The sequence below is a fragment of the Paraburkholderia sp. RL17-337-BIB-A genome, assembly GCF_046025895.1.
GTDB classification, from domain to species: Bacteria; Pseudomonadota; Gammaproteobacteria; order Burkholderiales; family Burkholderiaceae; genus Paraburkholderia; species Paraburkholderia fungorum_C.
Genome location: NZ_JARESY010000001.1, coordinates 2,053,568 through 2,071,066 on the forward strand (window position 1 = coordinate 2,053,568; position 17,499 = coordinate 2,071,066).

Below are 17,499 nucleotides of genomic sequence, written 5' to 3' on the forward strand. Positions count from 1 at the left end.
AATTAAGGCCTACAAAATATTGACAGGGCTTCCGGACATATCCGCGGTCTTCGACCGATGACAGTCCGTCAATTCCATACGCGCCCATACGCGCGCGCAGTCCTTTTCCTTGACCCGTGTTCGGAGGGCTGATCATGAAGATGCAGTTCGTAGCTGTGTCGGTGGGAGTCGGTGTAGGGATCGCGTTGATCGGCGGCTGCGGGCACGGAGACGGGGTCAATGGGCCTCCGCCTCCTGTGTCGCACGGTGCAGGCTTCATCAAGAGCTTCCAGGTCATTTCGAGCGCGCCGGCTTTCGCCGGCGCGACGCCGGCTGGCGCAGCGGGTCCCTATCAGGTGATCACCGCCGTCGTGCATGGCGAGCTCGATCCAAACAATCCGCTCAATGCGGGCATCGTGAACATCAAGAACGCGCCGGTGGGCAGCGACGGTTACGTCGCCTATACGACCGACGTCGTGATCCTGCGGCCTCAGAATGCATCGGCCGCGAAACGCGTGCTGTTCTACGACGTGGTGAATCGCGGCAGCAAGATCGGCGCGGCATCTTTCGTAGGCGGCGGCGCGCTCGACACCGGCGCGCCGCCATCGTCGAGCTTCCCGTCGCTGCTGCGTAACGGCTATACGATTCTTTGGAGCGGCTGGCAAGGCGACGTTCCGCTCGCCGGCAACAGCACGACCGCCGGCGCGGGCCTGCTCGGCGCCAGCTTCCCCGTTGCGACCAACAAGGACGGCACGCCGATGACAGGCATGAGCCGCGAGGAATTCATTCCGGACTATGCGGGCGGCCCAGCCACCACCATTCCGTTGACGTACCCGCCGGCCAATCTCAACGACAAGAGCTCGGTCACGTTCACCGCGCGCCAGTCGTGGCTCACCGCGTATGGCAGCATTCCTGGCGGCCTCGAAACCTATACCGCGCCTTCCCAGCCGGTGACGACATGGAGCTACGTCAGTACGCCGAACAATGTCTACGAAGGCAATTATTCCGTGACGTTCACGCCGCCCGCGTCCGTGCCGGGGCCGAACGGCGCGCAGGTTCCGCCTGACGCCGGGACCATTTACAGTTTCGTCTATCAGGCCGCGGCCCCGACCGTCGACGGCATCGGCTTCGCCGCGTTGCGCGACCTGGTGTCGTTCCTTCGCTACGACACGACCGACGCCCAGGGCGTCGCCAATCCGCTCAACGATCTGAAGAACGCGGGATGCGTCGCGTCGTCGTGTTCGACCAGTACGAACTTCGATATTGCGATCGGCGAGGGCATCTCGCAATCGGGCCGCTTCATCAAGGACTTCCTGTATCAGGGCTTCAACGCGGACAAGAACGGCAAGATCGTGTTCGACGGCCTGTTTCCGATCATCTCCGCCGCTCGCCGCACGTGGACCAATGCAGCGTTCGCGCAGCCGGGGCGCTGGTCGAAGCAGCATGAGGATCACTTCATGCCGGGCTTCCAGTTCCCGTTCACTTACGCCACGATGACCGACCCCGTGAGCGGCGCCTCCGACGGTATCCTGAAGCAGTGCACGGCGACCAACACCTGCCCGAAGATCATGCAACTCGACGGCTCGTTCGAATGGTGGGGCGGGGCGGCGTCGCTGGTCGTCACCGACGGGCGCGGCAACGACATTCAGTTGCCGCCGAATGTCCGCTACTACCTGGTCGCGGGGACCCAGCACGGCGGCGGAAGCGGCGTGACGACCGGCAATTTCACGGTGCCTGCCGCGGGCAGCCAGTGCCAGTTGCCGGGCTCGCCGGTCGAGGAAACGCCAGTCGAACGCGCGTTGATTCCGGCCCTCGTCAACTGGGTCGGCAAGGGCACGCCGCCGCCCGCGTCGCAATACCCGACGGTCGCCTCCGGCAATCTGGTTGCGCCCACCCAGACGGCGCTGGGCTTCCCGTCGCTGACCAACGTGTCGGTGCCCAGTGGTCCGGCCGCGACGCCCACGCCGCTGCAACTGACCTTCAACGGCGAATACAACCAGCTGTTCGTGACCGACTATAGCAACGCGGTGCCGGTAGTGAACACGGCGCAGGCCTACACCATTCTCGTGCCGAAGGTGGATGCCAACGGCAACGAGACCACCGGTGTGCTGGTGCCCGACGTCAGCGCGCCGCTCGCCACCTATACCGGCTGGAACTATCGTGGTGCGGGGCATGCGATCGGCGACGGCTGCATTTCCAACGGCGGTGCGATTCCGTTCGCGGTGAATACCGCCGCGCAGGCCGGCGGCACCGATTCACGCACTACGCTGGCGACGCTCTACAACGGCAGCCGGTCGAAGTATCAGGCAGCGGTTGCGGCCGCGGCGAACGCACTCGTCAGCCAGGGTTATCTGCTGCAGGACGATGCCAGCAACGTCTTCATTGCGAACGCGGCCAGCGTGTCCGCGACATTGCTGCCGCAACCTTGAGACGCAGTGTGCTGAGGGCGAACGCCGTGACGCAGAAAGCAGGAGGACGCACCGCCGCCGTTTGTACCGCAGCGCTGATTGTCGCCTGCGGCGGTGGCGGTGGCGACGGTGGTCCGAGCACGTCGTCGGGGGCCGGCGCCGCACCGGCCGCCCCGGCGAATGTTTCGGTCTACCCGAATAGCTTGACGCTCGGCAGCGTCAATGCGGTTTCGCTGTCGCTCAGCGCCGCCACAACGACCACCAATGCGATGTTGATCAGTCCGGTGGTCGCGCCGCTGCTGACGGCCGGCAACACGCCGCTCGTTGCCACGCATCTGGCGGCCGGCGTGCCGGGCGCCGGCACGGCATGCGTGTCGGCGGTGACCAACAGCATCGGCACGGTGGCCGGGGCAACGCCGACGTCAACATCAAGAGTGTGGCCGCGCTGCTGGACCCTACCTGGAGCGTGTCGGCCACGCCGGCCGCGAACTGGGCGGCTCTGGGCGCCAGCGGCGCCGTGTTCGACGGCTGGGAAAACTGCGGCGCGAAAGCCGAAGGTGCGCCGTCGCCTTCGTCGACGTTGACGGTCAACGCGGATGGCAGTTTCTCCGACAACGTATTCGACGGCAATCCATCCACCACCGTCACGACGATCAACCAGAGCTTTACCGCGGCGCAGGCTGCCGCGTTATTGTCGGGCGCCGGCTATCTCGACAGCAGTCAGCCGGCTGATCCGCAGACTATCCGGCTGAAGCTCTACCACAACGCCGCACAGCAAACCGTGCTGGTCGAACAGGGCATTCCGGCGAGCGGCGCAACGGATCAGAATCCTGGTTTCATTGCGATCTACTTCCCGCGTTGACGGTTCTTTCGCAGCGTCGATCCCGACGATCAGAGCGTGATGCAGGCGCATCCTGCCGGACGTGAGTCGACAAGGTTCCGCTCGCGCCGTACAGCATCGTGCACAGTGGCTAGTGCAGCGCCTGCGTTGCAGTTCCATCGTGCGAGGGCGGCATGATTCGCGGGCCGATCAGCGCAAGAATCGCGGGATCGTTGATGAAATCGGCTGCCGACGTTGCCGCCAGGATCACATCCGGCGACTGGGGACGGGCGATGACAAAACCCTGCACGTAATCGACTCGCATCGCCTGCAGGATCTCAAGTGTTTGCGCGTCTTCGACCCACTCCGCGATGCTTTGCATGCCAAGGTTGCGCGCCAGCCCGATGATGGCTTCGACGATCGCGGCGTTCGCCGAAAGCTCCTGCATATCCCGCACGAAGCCGCCATCGATTTTCAATGCGTCGGCAGGCAAGTCCCTCAGGTACGGGAACGACGTGTAGCCCGCGCCGAAGTCATCGAGCGCGACCTTTGCGCCGAGGCGCTGCAGGTTGTCGACGAGGCGCCGGGTGTTGTCGAGATCGTGCAGCGCCACACCTTCCGTGATTTCGATGCACAACATCGGCACCGCGCTCCGGTACCGCAGGAATAACTCGCCGAGCTCCGCCACGAAGTGTTCGTCGTTCAATGACGCGCCGCTCACGTTGATGGAAATGAAGCGGGTGTGCGAGAGCCTCGCGCGATGCTGCTCGATCCAGGCCAAGGTCGTTTCCATCACCCATTTGTCCAGCGCGGAAATCGTACCGTTGGCCTCCGCGGCGGCGATGGCCTTGGACGGCGGGATGATGGTGCCATCAGGCGCGCGCATGCGCAGCAGTACTTCGAAATCGAGCGCGTCGTATGGTGTCTTCAGCGACATGATCGGCTGCATTTCGAGGAACAGCCCGGCAAGCGGCAACTCGCCGTTAAAGCGTTCAATGAGATCCAGATCGCGCGCGCGTTCGACGAACATTGCGGCATCGCGCGTATAGACGACCACCCGCCCACTACCGTTCAGTTTGGCTTCCCGGCAGGCGGCGTCAGCGGTGGAGATCGCATCTTCCGCGCTGAGTCCCGGCGGCGCCTCGATCAACCCAAGCGACGCGCGGACGTGAAAGGCCCGTCGACCGATCCGGTAGGGCTCGCAGTCGATGACATCGATGATCGTCTGCGAAATCGACTCGGCCTGCCCGATCGAGGACTCGCGAAACAGAATCACGAATTCGTCGCCGCCGATGCGGCACACGCGGTCGTTCGGGCCCAGTTGCGATTCGATGCGCAGGCAGACCTGCTTCAATACCTCGTCGCCAATGTGATGGCCGAACAGATCGTTGATCAGCTTGAAGCGGTCGAGATCCAGGTAAGCGATGATGAGCGACGCCGCCCGGTCCGCCACGGAGTCCGCCGCTGCGTCTTCCGTGCGGCCGATCTGTTTATCGATACCACGCCGGTTCAACGCGCCGGTCAGCGGATCGTGATCCGCCAGAAAGCTCAAGGTACCGATCGCCTGGTGCCGCTCGGTGACGTCCTGGATGGAGCCTTCCAGTTGCGAGCCGGCGTAGGCGGCCCGGACCAGATAGTGCCGCCGTTTGTCGCCACCGGACCTGGGCGCGGTGAGCACGCCTTCATAGGCCGGCAGGCCGGCGCCGGGCGTGCTCGCGGAGTTCGCGCCGAAGGGGCTGCTGAGGCGCGACAATTCGACCTCGGCCGAGTCGTTGTTGAGTGCACGGGTATAGATCGGTTGCCAGCTGTCGGCGGCGAAATAGTCGTCCCAGTGCCGGCCCGCTGTGCCGCCTTTCATGTCCAGCATTGTTTCGAGTGCCGAGTTCCAGCGTACGAAGCTGCCGTCCGAGGCAAGCGTGAAAAGACCGACTGGCGTGGTTTCATAGGCGTGGCGCAATTCGGCCTGCACGCGCAATCGCTCGGCCCGCTCGGCGCGGATCTGCTCGGCGATCGCAAGCGCGGCCATCAGACTGGACACCAGCGCGGCAGTGACGCTATTGAATGCCGGAAAGAAGACATGCGTCTTGAAGACCGCGGAGGCGACCTCGGAGAGACTCGCGAGTAGCGCGACGGCCAGGGCCGCGCTGTACCAGAGCGCGGTTCTCGACGGCGCGACCGTCAGGATGCGTGTGAGCATGAATACCAGCACCGCGATCGCGAAACTGGCGATGCCCCACATCACGGGAAGATAAACGGGCACGGGCAGCAGGATCGATGCCAGCAGCAGTACCGGCCCGAACAAAAGCACCGTCTGGAACAGGCGCTGATACCCCACCCGGGAGAGATCGTTTTTGAAAAGTGTTTGAAAGAGCGTGCAGGTCAAAATGTAATAAACCGGCACGGTGATCTTGCGAATGAGTGAAATCCAGCCGGACGGAATGGGATAGCCGAGCCATTGGTCGTCCCATCCCATCGAGATCGCACCGAGTCGCAAATTACCGAACAGCCACGCGGCGAAAAGCACATAGACCCAGTCACGGTTGACGATCGCCGTAATCAACACGAAGGCGGCCAGTGTCACGAGGCCGCCCTCGAGCAAGCCGGAGCGGCGATAGAACGTGTCGTTTCTTTGTTTCAGCTCGTCCGCTGACAACTGGAACGCGCTGAGCACCGCGGGTCCGCTGAAGATGGCCCGGCAAATCACGCCATATAGCCGCTCGGAGATGAGCGCGATACCGCTGCCTGAGCGGGTCATCTCGCCCGATGACGCCTGGGTCCGCGATACGCTGCCGATCGGTACCCGCGTGAGGGCGTCGAAACAGGCGATCTGCTGAATATGGCGCGACGGGAACAAAGTTGTGGTTGCGCTCGCCGCCGCTTCCGATTGCGACGGATGGATCTCGAACCAGATCGGCGCCTCGCTAAGACGCGTGTCGTAGTTCGTCTGCAAAGGCTGGGATCGGAGCGCGGCCGCGGCGCTCTCCACGCCGAGGTGGCCGTCCGGATCGCTAAGTATGCGCATCGCCAGGGGGGTGCCGTTTTCAGGCGCGGGCGTGGCAGCGGGGTACAGCGACACGAGCAGTGACAGAATGCCGATCGCAACCGGCACCGCATAGTAGCAAAACAACTGCGAGAATGCGTTAATCGACAGGCCGGAACGGCTCCAGGTCCGATACCGCATGCCTTCAAACCATTCCATTCAAGCCTGCCCGTCTAGGTGATACTTTGTCATCTTTCCCGCCGGTCAAGTCGCGCTTTCGGGTGGCGGGGCTTCGTCGAGCATCGTCAGCACTGGAAAGGCGCTGACGATGCTTCCTTCTCTTTACGGCAATCCCACATTTAACCTGAGGCGGCCTTGTGTATCCACCGCCACTGCATGACAACCTCGATCACGGCAGGCAAACTAGACGACCGCGGCATCTGCACTGTTCTGCAGCGAGCCGAACGACCTTGCCTTATCCCCGAAGGGAGCCGCGCCGCGGACCCAGTTCAGCGATGGCGCAGCGCTCAGGTCGATGTCCGGATGGTGTGTCACCAGCATGAACTCGTAGAGCGGGTGCCGCGCCTCGCCCCACCGCCGCTCGGTGGTGGCCACTTCAAACGCCATGATACGGTGCGGGATGTTGGTTGCGTGGGCAAGCGGAATAAACTCTTTGTCGCCGAAAACGTCGCGAAAAAGCAGCGCTGCGTACTGCCGGTCGAGCGGCGTCCGGGCTGCGATGGCCATCCAGTCGATCCGTTCACGTACGCAGTATAGGTACAGCGCTTTGAAGAGCCCCAATTTGACCATCCGGCCGGGCTCGCCGGCCTCCACGCCAAGCCGCGTGGCGCCGACCAGCCGGCCGGACAACCAGTCCGGCAATTCTAGCGACTGCTCGAGTGCGAGCGGGCGGAAACAGTTGCTCTGGATGCGCATCGTCCCAACCGGACTGCGGTCGAGCCTGGACTCGGCGAGCAGCACGAGTCCGCCCGGATCGCGATCGTACGGCTCTTCCTGATCCATCGTTCGCGCGAACTCCGGCACGTGCCGCTGATAGGCGGCCTGCCGCATCCTGAGTGCACGTGTTAGCGCCTCATCGTTATCGACGACACGTATCGTAAATGGCAGGCGCGCTTCGCGTCTGCCCGATGACGGTGTGTCGGACCGGTAGTCTGTTGTTGCTGAAGTGGAAAATGCCCCGGGAAAAGTGCGGGCGTTCGCTGTTTGGTTGCTGTCTAACATTGTAAAAACTCCCGATTGAGCTGCCACCGGCTGGTGGCAGTACAGGGAGCTTCGCACGGTCACTAAAGGGATGTTTGAAACAGCGGGGGTGCGCAGCGTGGCGGTTTTTTCCGGCTGGGTGTCGCTGCCAGGGAGAGATTAAAAAAATGATGGTTTACGTTATATGTTCTATTAAATGAATCGCAGACCTACGCCATCATTGCAATCGCGCCAGCGAAAGTCCTTGCGTTTGCTTCTGCTCTTCGACCGGCGATCCGTGCAGGGCACAAGCCGGGCATGCATGAGTACTGAAGATCGCTTATGGATTGGCGATGACAAAGGTCCGCATTTTTCGATCGTCCCAGCTTCTCGTTGAGAGACGATCGACTTTCACGCATTTGAGCCTCCAAAAGATCTTCGCTTCGACAAAGTCAGCCAACTTCCAGACTCGGCCGGCACGCCAATCGAGAAACACGGCAAGTCATTCGTCTTCTCGGAAGAGACTTCGGCATCGCTAACTAGCTTGCACTGATCAAGTCCGACGATTTCCTGGGAGACTGGCGTGAAGACTGGACCACGGCGGACAGACGAATCCGGCTGGCCGAATGCACCCATTACCGCAAATCGACAAAAGCGGGTACGCGCCGCTTTGTTCGTCTGCAATCATCGGTTGATCGCGGCGATCATCACGATGGCGCCGCTCGCCATCGGCAACGCGAGCGCAATGACGGCGACCGAAACGGAGCCCGCTTTGTCATCGTCGGAATCCACCGGTACAGGCGAAGCGAACCCAAACGACGCTGCAACCCGCCATAGCCAGAAATATCGCGACGCGTTCAGCGCGATGATGGCTGATCCCGCGAACGCTGAACGGTCCTTCGAATTCGCTTGCGCGGCGGCGTCGGACGACGACATACGCGGGGCAATCGCTGCGCTCGAGCGGATTCTGAAGATCAACCCCGGGCTTGCGAACATACGGCTGCAACTGGGCGAGCTCTACCTGCGCGTCAATGCGACGGATCTGGCTGCAACGTACTTGTGCCAGGCACTGCTGGCGCCGGATATTCCGCCTCCGTTATCACGATACGAGCGCGAGCCCCGCCAAGATCGGAAAGTTTCGCGTTCAGGGACTGCTGCCGACCGTCGACAGCTTGCGGGAGGTTTTCTCGGACATTGAGCAGGAGTTGCCCGACCTCGCCGCTCAGATCGGAACCGCAGGTAGGTTGTGCTGTCGCTATAGGCGCGGCAGCACAAAAAATACTTCCAAATCGCTCGTGGGGCACGGCCGTCGACCTGGCGATAGCCGGCGTGCTCGATACGCGCGGGGACAACAAAGTCCAGGTCGGCCTGACACTTCTCTGTCCGATCTTCAATCGACACGGATGGTATTGGGGCGCCGCTTTTCCTACGGAAGATGGCATGCATTTCGAGGCGGGCAAGGACCTGGTTGCAAGCTGGCCTGCCGTACTGAAATGAAGCGCTCATCGATTTGTTTGCGAGGCTTGCTGATCGCGATCGTTTCAACGGTTTCAATACTGGCATTCCCGCAGGGCAGCTGCGCGTCGGATCTGAACGGGACGGATACGCGTTCGGGATGCCGATTCGAACTGCCTGCTTCATGGAATTTCACTATCGTCCGGTGGAGTGGCGGTTGCTCCGCGCAGGGCATAGCGGACGGATACGGAGTGCTGCGTGCTTACTCCGACGGCAAAGTCGCCGAATCCTACTTCGGAGAGTTAAAACGTGGACACCTGTCGATGGGTGTCATTGAAACGACATCCGGCTATATCGCGGGAAAGTTTGTTGAAGGCAAACCATTGGAGCACCAGGAACGCAGCGACCTGATCGCTGCTTTCGACAGCGCCGCGAAGGCCGCTCGGCAGATGAGCGAAGTGTTCGGCGCAATGGCAACACTGCTTCGTTTCATTACTATTCAAACAAGGCGAGGGTGTTACGGCAACAGATGGATTGATTCGGAGGCGTGTTGCGCCACCGTGCGGCAAAGGTGGTGCGCGCAGGCGGCGGTACGCCTGCTTCCGTGGTGAATTTATCGGAACATGGCGCTGGGCGCGGACGACCGTGGGCGGACTACGGCCGACCGCGGGACGAACGTCGGTGCTTCACCGTCACCTGCAGGATATCGACAAACGCCGCGGCCGCCGGCGATAACGACCGGTCGGCTTTGGTGACCACCGCGATCCTGCGAATGAAGGCCGGGTCGTCGACCGGGCGCGACCCCAGGTCGGGCGCGGTTTCCGATTGGACAGCCATGGGTGGCAATACGGTTATGCCGAGACCTGCTCGCACCATACCGATCGCCGTCGACATATAGACGACCTCGCAACCGGCATTCGGACGCCTGTCGCGGTTTGCGAACGCGAGATCGACGGCAGTACGCGCGTTGCTCTCCGGCGCCATCAGGATGATCGGATACTTTGCGAGTTCCTCCACGGTGATTGCCCTGGATCGGGCAATGGGGTGGTCTCGCGGATAGAACACGTGCATGGTCTCGTCGAAGAGCCATACGGAGGCGAGGTCAGGCGCGCCGAGGTCGACGTCGGTAATGCCGAACTCGATGGTCTCCTGACGCACGTCCTGGACGATGCGCTTGCCTAGACCGTCAGCCAGGACAAACGACACATTCGGAAATCGCTCGCGAAACGCGGCGATCGCAAGCGGCAGGACGCTCACCGCGACGGACGGCAGGCAGCCGAGGCGGATCGAGCCCGCTCGTTTGGACGACAAGTCCTTCGAGCGGCTGACGACGGAATCGAGCTCGCGCAGCAGCGTCTGCAGGATCGGTACGATGTCCTTGCCGGCCTCGGTGAGCTTGACCTGCCGCGTGGTGCGGTCGAGCAGCTTGAGATCGAGTGCTTCTTCCAGTTGTCTTACCTGGACGGTCAGCGCCGGCTGCGTGACGTGCAGCAACTCGGCCGCTTTGGTAAAGCTCTCCAGGCGCGACACCGCCACGAGCGCGCGAAGCTGGCGAAGGGTGATATTCATAAGGGAATGATATCAATCAATAAAAAATCGGCAATTGTTTTATAAGTCTTGCGATCCTAGTATCCGATCAATACAAAAGAACAATCGGAGACGTGATGGCTTTCTTCAGTGCAACAGGCTTTCGCTCGGATCGGGAATACACGCTGTACAACAAGATTGCTGCTCGTCTGTTACCGTTTCTCCTGCTGCTTTATATCGTCTCGTTTCTCGACCGGATCAACATCTCTTTCGCGAGGTTGAGCATGGCGACCGACGCAGGCATCGGCGATGTCGCGTACGGGTTGGGCGCCGGCATCTTCTTCATCGCGTACTGCCTGTTCGAAATTCCCAGCAACCTGATCCTGCGTCGCGTCGGTGCGCGCTTCTGGATTGCCCGCATCATGTTCATCTGGGGCCTGGTGAGCGCGGCCATGGTCTGGGTCCATTCCCCGTTGACGTTCTATGTCACCCGTTTCATTCTCGGCATCGCCGAGGCCGGTTTTTATCCGGGCGTGGTGTTTTATCTGAACTACTGGTTTCCGCGCCGGCTGCGCGGTCAGGCCACCGCTTTATTCGTCATTGGCATTCCGCTGGCTGGGGCTGTCGGTGCACCGCTGTGCGGCTGGATCATGGTGCACATGAGTGAGGTGGCCGGGCTGCACAGCTGGCAATGGCTGTTCTTGCTGACCGGTCTGCCCGCAACATTGCTGGGCGTCATCACTTACTTCTATCTCGACGACAGCCCGGACAAAGCGCGCTGGCTCACGGCCGACGACAAGGCGTTGATGGCCGCCGATCGCCAGGCGGAAATGCGCGAGCACCCCGAGGTGGCCCATTCGCACAGCACGCGCGCGGCCTTTGCCAGCGGCACCCTATGGTTGCTGGCGTTCGTCACTTTCTCGATCGTGGACGCGCTGTATGCGCTGTCTTTCTGGCTGCCGCAAATCGTCAATAGTCTGGGCGTGTCGAATGCATTTGACAACGGTCTGATCGTCGCCATTCCGTCCGTGCTGGCCGCGGTGTGCACGATCTGCGTGGCTCGCCATTCGGACCGCAGTGGGGAACGTCGTTGGCACCTGACAGGAGCCATCATCGCGGCGGGCGTCGGGCTGTGCGCGGCGACCTTCTTTTCGCACAGTGCCTGGATTTCGATGGCCAGTTTGTCGCTGGCAATGATGGGCATCCTGACGTCGTTCACGATCGTGTCCAGCCTGCCTGGCCTTCTGCTATCGGGTGCGGCCGCGGCGGCCGGGATCGCCCTCATCACGACGATCGGCAACCTCGGCGGTTATGTCGGTCCGTTCCTGCTCGGCTGGATCAAGCAGAGCACGGGGCACCTCGAATACGCGCTCGTTCTGTGCGGCATGCTGCTGTTCGCCGGCGCGCTGATTACCCTATGGCTGCCAGAATTGCGCCGCGAGCGCGAGGCGCCGAACGTGGTCCCCGGCGATGTGGTCGCCTGAGGACTGTACAGGCACCGTATTCGCGGCGGATGCGAACACGCGGCTTCTCACAGATGAGATGAACTGATGATGACGGACTTACCGAGCAGCTGGACTTATGCGGCACCGGCGTTTGATGTGCCGGCCGGCACGTGCGACTCGCACGCGCACGTGATCGCGCCCGACGGCAGCGGACTCATCGCGCAACGGCGTTATACGCCGGCTCCGGCGCCTGAGGAAGAGTACTTCCGCATGCTCGACAGTTTGCGGATACACCGTGGCGTGTTGGTGCAGCCCAGCGTGTATGGCACTGACAACAGTTACCTGCTGGCGACGCTTCGACGCAACCCGAAACGCCTGAGAGGTGTCGCGGTGCTGCACGCTGCGGTCGCCGGTTCGACGCAGGGTCCCGCGCATCATCACGCAACAGATGAGACATTGGCCGACATGCACGCCGCCGGCGTGCGCGGAGTCCGCATCAACGCGCTTTTCGGTGGCGGTGCGTCGCTGTCCAATATCGACGCGCTCGCGCGATGCATCGCACCGCTCGGCTGGCACCTGCAGCTCTATGTGGACGGCCAGACGCTGCTCGCGCTTCGCACGACGCTCGAAGCATTGCCCTGCGCCGTGGTGTTCGATCACATGGGCCATGTGGAAACCGGCGAGGGCACCGATGGCAAGGCATTCCAGGCGTTGCTGGCGTTGGTGCGCGATCACGGCCACTGGGTCAAGTTGTCGGGGGCAAACAGGGTGACCAGGAACGGGACCACCCATTTTGACGAGATAGTGCCGCTGGCCAAAACACTCGCCGACGCTGCCCCTGAGCGGGTGCTCTGGGGCAGCGACTGGCCCCATGTCGGCCTTGCCACGTGGCACGACACGGGCGAGCTGTTCAACCTTGTGCCTCGATGGCTGCCCGATCCAGCGGCGCGTCGGCTCTTGCTCGTCGACAACCCCGCGCGGCTGTACGGCTTCGAATCTGACGTGAGCGATGGCGCCAGCAGCGATGCAAGTGCCGGGTCACCCATCGATTGATCCTTCTCCTGAAAACCTCGGATTGACCAACGTGAAACAAACAAGCTTGCGAGAAATCGCGCATTCCCGATCCGGCGAAAAGGGCAACCATTCGAACGTGTCGGTGATCGCCCATGAACTCGCCGACTACCCCATCCTGCTGGAGCAGGTCACCGTCGCGGCGGTGAAGAAGCTCTACGGGCCGATCACGCGGGGCCGCATTACGCGCTACGAAGTGCCGTCGATCGGCGCACTGAATTTCGTGCTTGAAGACGTGCTCGAAGGCGGCCGGTCGCGAACGCTTGCCTTCGAGGAATCGGGCAAGGCGCTTTCGTCCCTGATGATGACGATGCCGATGACCGTTCCCGACAGCTATATCGAGAGATCAACCCACATGCTGAAGCAGGACACCCAATGAAACGCATCCGACTGGGATCCGCCACCGGCTGGTCGCGTGACCGCTTCGAGCCGGCCAGCGCGCTAGTGCGCGACGGCGACATCGATTACCTGTGCTTCGATTCGATGTCGGAGGTGACGATGAGCGCCGCTCAAGTGGCGCGCATGGAGAATGGCGAGACCGTTCCCTACGACCCCTATCTCGATGATCGCATGCGGCCGATCATCAAGGTCTGCAAGGAAAAGGGCATCAGGATCATCACCAACCAGGGCTGGCTCGATCCGCAGGCGGCAGCGCAGCGCATCCTCGCCATCGCGCGCGAGGAAGGCGTCCCCAACCTCAAGGTCGCCGCGGTCAGCGGCGGCCTGCTGCTCGACCGGCTCGAGGAGCTGGATCTCACCTTCATCGAAAATGGCAAACGCGTTCTGGCGAGTCCCGACAAGGTCGTCTCCGCGGAAACCTATCTCGGGGCCGAAGGGATCGTGCAGGCGTTGCGCGAAGGAGCCGATATCGTCATCACGACCCGTGTTGCCGATGCCTGCGTGTACCTCGGCCCGCTCGCCCACGAATTTGGATGGGACTTCAAGGACCATCACCTGATGGCCAAGGGAATGATCATCGGTCATCTGCTCGAATGCGGCTGCCAGGTGAGTGGCGGCTACTTTGCGGATCCGGGTTACAAGAACGTGCCCAACCTGCATGATGTCGGTAATCCGATCGTCGAAGTCACCGACGATTACGTCGTCATTACCAAGTTGCCGAACACGGGCGGAGTCGTCTCCGAGGCAACCTGCAAGGAACAACTGCTGTACGAAGTGCAGGATCCGTCGCGCTACCTGTGCCCCGATGTGGTTGCGGACCTGACTCGTGTCACGTTCAAGCAAATCGGCAAGGACCAGGTGGAGGTGTTCATCGACCAGGCTGGCCTGCCCAGAACGCCGACCCTCAAGGCCCTGATCGGTCTCGAGGAAGGCTTCATGACCGAGGAAATGGTGCTGTTCGCCGGGCCGGGCGCGCTCGAACGCGCGGAACTCACCCGGGAGATATTGACTGAGCGCTTCAAGCGCGTGAGTCTCGTGGCCGAGGAGATCCGCATGGATTATGTCGGCTTGAACGCCGTGCATCGGGAGTCGTCGGGCGAGTCGTCATCGGTGCCATATGAAGTCGTGTTGCGCATCGCGCTGAAGACCCGCACGCGCAAGGAAGCCGACAAGCTGCGCCGCGAGGTCGACCCACTGGCGGTGAACGGCGCGTCCGGCACCGGCAAATGGGCGACGAGTTCACCAGGCTCGCGCGTTCGCCCTGTGGTTGGCCTCAGTTCCGCGCTGGTGCCGCGTGAACTCGTGCCGTTCAGCGTGTCGATCAATAGCTTGTAAAAACGTGCGGGGACGCTGCTTTGCCGCGGGAACGGCAATGCGGCATGACCCGCGCGCACCGTCGCCATTAGATCGACTTGAATACCGGCCTCCCAGCCGGCTTCGGTATCTCCGTCTCCGAAACCGGACGCGTTGTTGATCAGAATGTCGATGCCGCCAGGCGCCTCGCCGGCGGCCGCAATGTAAGCGCTGATCGCCTCGCCGTCAGCGAGATCGCAAGGCGCGGTATGGACCGGATGGCCGTAAACGGCCAGTTCGGCCTCGACCGCTTTCAATCCTTCCAGGTTGCGTGCAAAGTAGAGCAGTGAAACTCGCATGGTCATTGATTGAATGTCCGCTGCGCGGGAGCTTGAAAGTCCGTTGGGGGCGGGTCCAGCCCATCAACGCTAGAGGTGCCGTTCGATCACATACGCCAACCGCATCCGGCAGCGCGCGGCCAATAACGGCCAGTCGGTATCGCCTCGTAGATCGTCAACAATTACCCGGCGCATGTTGGAAGGTCTTCGAGGCTCCAATACACGGGTTTCCCCAGTTCGCGCGCTAGCCGAACGTCCTCGTCGGCTCCTTTGGATTCGCCTTCAATACGGAACACCGAGTCGCACTGCTCGATCAGCCGATTGGCTACGGGATATAGGAACTTTTCGCTGATCGCATCACCTATTGCATTCGAGCCGGCCGCAGCAGCCAAAGGCAATGCCACCCACTCACCGATCATCGGCATATGTCCTCGTTGATAGACTTGTAGTGCCGTTTGTTCTAGCCGCCTGAGGTTTGACGCGATGCGTGCAGGATCGCCTTGTGTCCCGCTGCGATAGGGGCCGGCGATGAGGATGAGTTGAGAGGTCATCTTGTTCACCACCTCGTCAGTTCGCGCAGCGCGAGATGTTGCAAAAGCATGATGGTCTTCCCATCCACGATTTCGCCACGGTCCACGGCCGTTAGTGCATCGTCCAGCGCAAGTTCTAATACTTCAAGGTCTTCCCCTTCGGCTTCGACTCCACCGCCGTCTCCGATGCGCGTCGTCGCATCATATTCAGCGACGAAAAAATGGAGCTTTTCCGTCACTGATCCCGGGCTCATATAGGCCTCGAATATTTTCCGCACGTCGTGTACGCGATAGCCGGTTTCTTCCTCCGCCTCAGCACGAATGCGTTCTTCCGGCGATGCGTTGTCGAGCAGGCCCGCAGCAGCTTCTACCATCATCCCGTCGTGGCCATTCACAAACGCAGGCAGCCTGAATTGCCGGGTCAATATGACCGTCCTTCTGGCACGATTGAACAGCAGAATCGTCGCACCGTTGCCGCGATCGTACGTTTCCCGACTCTGTCGCTGCCACGTGCCGTCGCGCCGCAGGAAATCGAAGGTCGTCTTCTTCAACACGTACCAATCGTCGGATAGCACGGTTGTATCGATGATGCGTACACGGTCTTGCGTTGCAGTCATGAATTGCTCCAACTCACGAAAGGGCGTATTCATGATATCGTGCGAATTCGTTCAATATCAAGAAAAAACGTGCAGTCTCATGCTGACGACTCAACGTAAGAAGACGATTCTCGAATGGCTAGCCCGAGACGGGCAGGTGCTCGCGGGGGCGCTCGCCGTAAGCTTCGGCGTGTCCGAGGACACGATACGACGCGACCTGCGGGAACTTGCCGCGGAAGGATTGCTGCAGCGGGTTCACGGGGGAGCATTGCCTGCCTCGTCGGCCGTTGCTGCGTTTTCGGAGAGACGCACGCTGGAGTCGTCGGGCAAGCGCGCGATCGGGATAGCTGCCTCGTCCATGATCGCGTCGGGCCAGATTGTCATCATCGACGGTGGGACGACTTCCGCCGAGCTTGTGAAGCATATCCCGCACTCCCTGTCGGCGACAGTGGTTACGCATAGCCCGACGGTTGCCGTTGCGCTGGTCGATCATCCGTCAATCGAAGTGATCATGATCGGCGGCAGGCTGTACAAGCATTCGATCGTGAACGTCGGCGCTGCAGCCATCGAGGCTATGTCGCATATCCACGCCGACATTTACTTCATGGGCGTGACCGGTGTTCATCCGACGGCGGGGCTCAGTACAGGCGATCTCGAAGAGGCGTATGTGAAACGCGCGCTTGCCGCGCGATCCGCCGAGACAGTCGTTCTGGCGTCGATGGAAAAACTCAATTCAGCATCCGCGTATGCAATAGGCGACTTGACGCTTGCGCAGACAATAGTGGTCGAGGGGTTGAATGACCCTGTGTTGACAGCAGCGCTAGAGACTGCCAAGGTGAGTATTGTACGTGCGTGACATCAGACCGGGAGCGGCCCCACAACCGGTCGCTCGACACCGACGCCTGAATCGCTGACAATCCGTGACTGCCCGCCGCTATATCCCTGAGTGTCGGTCACAATCATGCTCAAACTCGCCTATCTGTTTCTCTCGATCACGCTCGCCACCCCGCTCTCGGCGCTAGCGTACGGTAGTGATAATTCAGAGTACGATCAATGCATCCTGCATTCGTTGGGAAACAGTCAGAGCAGCTTTGCGGCTCGTGAGATTAGCAACTCGTGCGACGCGCTTTACAGAAATGGCGCAATGCTTTTGCCGCGCGAAAGAGCCTATCACCTATGTGTCCTGCAAAATGTGCAGACCGTGAGAGGAGCATTTGCGGTCAACGAGATTCTGCATGCATGCCGACGTCAAAATCAGATGTAGGAAGGACGCCGTTGACGATTGCAGCCCTGAGATTCGCAAGATTTAATTTCGATTTCGTTCATTGACCTCGCCCGGTGGAGACGTGGCGTGACCCCGGCACGAACGGCTGCTTCAGGAAGATGCCAAGGTCCGCTTCGGTTCCGCGTGCCGCCGATCGCTGTCAGGCAGAGGCCGGCCAGGAGGCGCCATTCACC

17 protein-coding genes and 1 pseudogene are annotated in these 17,499 nt (G+C 61.5%); 11 read left to right on the forward strand and 7 right to left on the reverse strand.

Going from position 1 to position 17,499, the window contains the following annotated elements:
- Positions 1 to 134: 134 nt before the first annotated feature.
- Entirely contained in the window at positions 135 to 2,408 is a 2,274-nt protein-coding gene (locus tag P0D84_RS09240; protein ID WP_408335187.1) for an alpha/beta hydrolase domain-containing protein, read from the forward strand.
- Between the two features lie 169 nt (positions 2,409 to 2,577).
- On the opposite strand, the gene P0D84_RS09245 is transcribed toward P0D84_RS09240, so the two are convergent.
- A complete protein-coding gene (locus tag P0D84_RS09245; RefSeq protein WP_408335190.1) occupies positions 2,578 to 2,781 on the reverse strand; it encodes a hypothetical protein in 204 nt (67 codons plus the stop codon).
- Between P0D84_RS09245 and P0D84_RS09250 the strand changes: the two genes are divergently transcribed.
- Positions 2,755 to 3,249 (forward strand): hypothetical protein, encoded by a 495-nt coding sequence (locus tag P0D84_RS09250; RefSeq protein ID WP_408335193.1) that lies wholly within the window; start codon positions 2,755 to 2,757, stop codon positions 3,247 to 3,249. The genes P0D84_RS09245 and P0D84_RS09250 overlap by 27 nt on opposite strands.
- A 109-nt stretch (positions 3,250 to 3,358) precedes the next feature.
- Here the strand turns inward: P0D84_RS09250 and P0D84_RS09255 are convergent, their stop codons facing one another.
- Positions 3,359 to 6,406: an EAL domain-containing protein gene (locus P0D84_RS09255; RefSeq protein ID WP_408335196.1), complete on the reverse strand. Its 3,048-nt coding sequence runs from the start codon at positions 6,404 to 6,406 to the stop codon at positions 3,359 to 3,361.
- A gap of 204 nt (positions 6,407 to 6,610) precedes the next feature.
- On the reverse strand, positions 6,611 to 7,258 hold the full coding sequence (locus P0D84_RS09260) for a hypothetical protein (RefSeq protein ID WP_408335199.1): 648 nt from the start codon (positions 7,256 to 7,258) through the stop codon (positions 6,611 to 6,613).
- A gap of 712 nt (positions 7,259 to 7,970) precedes the next feature.
- On the opposite strand from P0D84_RS09260, the gene P0D84_RS09265 reads away from it, so the two are divergent.
- The 3 genes from P0D84_RS09265 (at position 7,971) to P0D84_RS09275 (ending at position 9,453) form a co-directional block, all read left to right on the forward strand.
- On the forward strand, positions 7,971 to 8,585 hold the full coding sequence (locus tag P0D84_RS09265; protein ID WP_408335202.1) for a tetratricopeptide repeat protein: 615 nt from the start codon (positions 7,971 to 7,973) through the stop codon (positions 8,583 to 8,585).
- 131 nt (positions 8,586 to 8,716) lie between these two features.
- A complete protein-coding gene (locus P0D84_RS09270; RefSeq protein WP_408335205.1) occupies positions 8,717 to 8,884 on the forward strand; it encodes a M15 family metallopeptidase in 168 nt (55 codons plus the stop codon).
- Positions 8,881 to 9,453 (forward strand): hypothetical protein, encoded by a 573-nt coding sequence (locus P0D84_RS09275; RefSeq protein WP_408335208.1) that lies wholly within the window; start codon positions 8,881 to 8,883, stop codon positions 9,451 to 9,453. Before P0D84_RS09270 ends, P0D84_RS09275 begins: the two co-directional genes overlap by 4 nt.
- 43 nt (positions 9,454 to 9,496) lie before the next feature.
- Here P0D84_RS09275 and P0D84_RS09280 read toward each other — a convergent pair whose 3' ends face one another.
- Complete coding sequence (locus tag P0D84_RS09280; RefSeq protein WP_408335211.1) at positions 9,497 to 10,411, reverse strand: LysR family transcriptional regulator; 915 nt, start codon at positions 10,409 to 10,411, stop codon at positions 9,497 to 9,499.
- A gap of 95 nt (positions 10,412 to 10,506) precedes the next feature.
- On the opposite strand from P0D84_RS09280, the gene P0D84_RS09285 reads away from it, so the two are divergent.
- From P0D84_RS09285 to P0D84_RS09300, 4 genes are all read left to right on the forward strand, one after another.
- Positions 10,507 to 11,853, forward strand: a complete 1,347-nt coding sequence (locus P0D84_RS09285) for an MFS transporter (RefSeq protein ID WP_408335214.1) — start codon at positions 10,507 to 10,509, stop codon at positions 11,851 to 11,853.
- A 66-nt stretch (positions 11,854 to 11,919) separates the two neighbouring features.
- Positions 11,920 to 12,867, forward strand: coding sequence for an amidohydrolase family protein (locus P0D84_RS09290; protein WP_408335217.1), 948 nt, complete (start codon positions 11,920 to 11,922; stop codon positions 12,865 to 12,867).
- A gap of 31 nt (positions 12,868 to 12,898) precedes the next feature.
- A complete protein-coding gene (locus P0D84_RS09295; protein WP_408335220.1) occupies positions 12,899 to 13,264 on the forward strand; it encodes an AtuA-related protein in 366 nt (121 codons plus the stop codon).
- Positions 13,261 to 14,619 carry an acyclic terpene utilization AtuA family protein gene (locus tag P0D84_RS09300; RefSeq protein ID WP_408335223.1) on the forward strand — a complete coding sequence of 453 codons (1,359 nt, stop codon included), beginning with the start codon at positions 13,261 to 13,263 and terminating at the stop codon, positions 14,617 to 14,619. Before P0D84_RS09295 ends, P0D84_RS09300 begins: the two co-directional genes overlap by 4 nt.
- An 89-nt stretch (positions 14,620 to 14,708) precedes the next feature.
- Here the strand turns inward: P0D84_RS09300 and P0D84_RS09305 are convergent.
- From P0D84_RS09305 to P0D84_RS09315, 3 genes and pseudogenes are all read right to left on the reverse strand, one after another.
- Positions 14,709 to 14,942 (reverse strand): annotated as a pseudogene (locus P0D84_RS09305) (SDR family NAD(P)-dependent oxidoreductase); the annotation flags it as partial.
- Between the two features lie 155 nt (positions 14,943 to 15,097).
- On the reverse strand, positions 15,098 to 15,466 hold the full coding sequence (locus P0D84_RS09310) for a DUF4406 domain-containing protein (protein ID WP_408335226.1): 369 nt from the start codon (positions 15,464 to 15,466) through the stop codon (positions 15,098 to 15,100).
- Positions 15,467 to 15,471: 5 nt separating this feature from the next.
- Positions 15,472 to 16,062: an NUDIX domain-containing protein gene (locus P0D84_RS09315; RefSeq protein WP_408339740.1), complete on the reverse strand. Its 591-nt coding sequence runs from the start codon at positions 16,060 to 16,062 to the stop codon at positions 15,472 to 15,474.
- Positions 16,063 to 16,093: 31 nt separating this feature from the next.
- Between P0D84_RS09315 and P0D84_RS09320 the strand changes: the two genes are divergently transcribed.
- Both P0D84_RS09320 and P0D84_RS09325 read left to right on the forward strand, forming a co-directional pair.
- Positions 16,094 to 16,897, forward strand: coding sequence for a DeoR/GlpR family DNA-binding transcription regulator (locus P0D84_RS09320; RefSeq protein ID WP_408335229.1), 804 nt, complete (start codon positions 16,094 to 16,096; stop codon positions 16,895 to 16,897).
- A 105-nt stretch (positions 16,898 to 17,002) separates the two neighbouring features.
- The gene (locus P0D84_RS09325; RefSeq protein ID WP_408335232.1) at positions 17,003 to 17,305 is read left to right on the forward strand and encodes a VF_A0006 family four-cysteine protein; all 303 of its coding nucleotides are present in this window, start codon (positions 17,003 to 17,005) and stop codon (positions 17,303 to 17,305) included.
- Positions 17,306 to 17,499 lie beyond the last annotated feature (194 nt).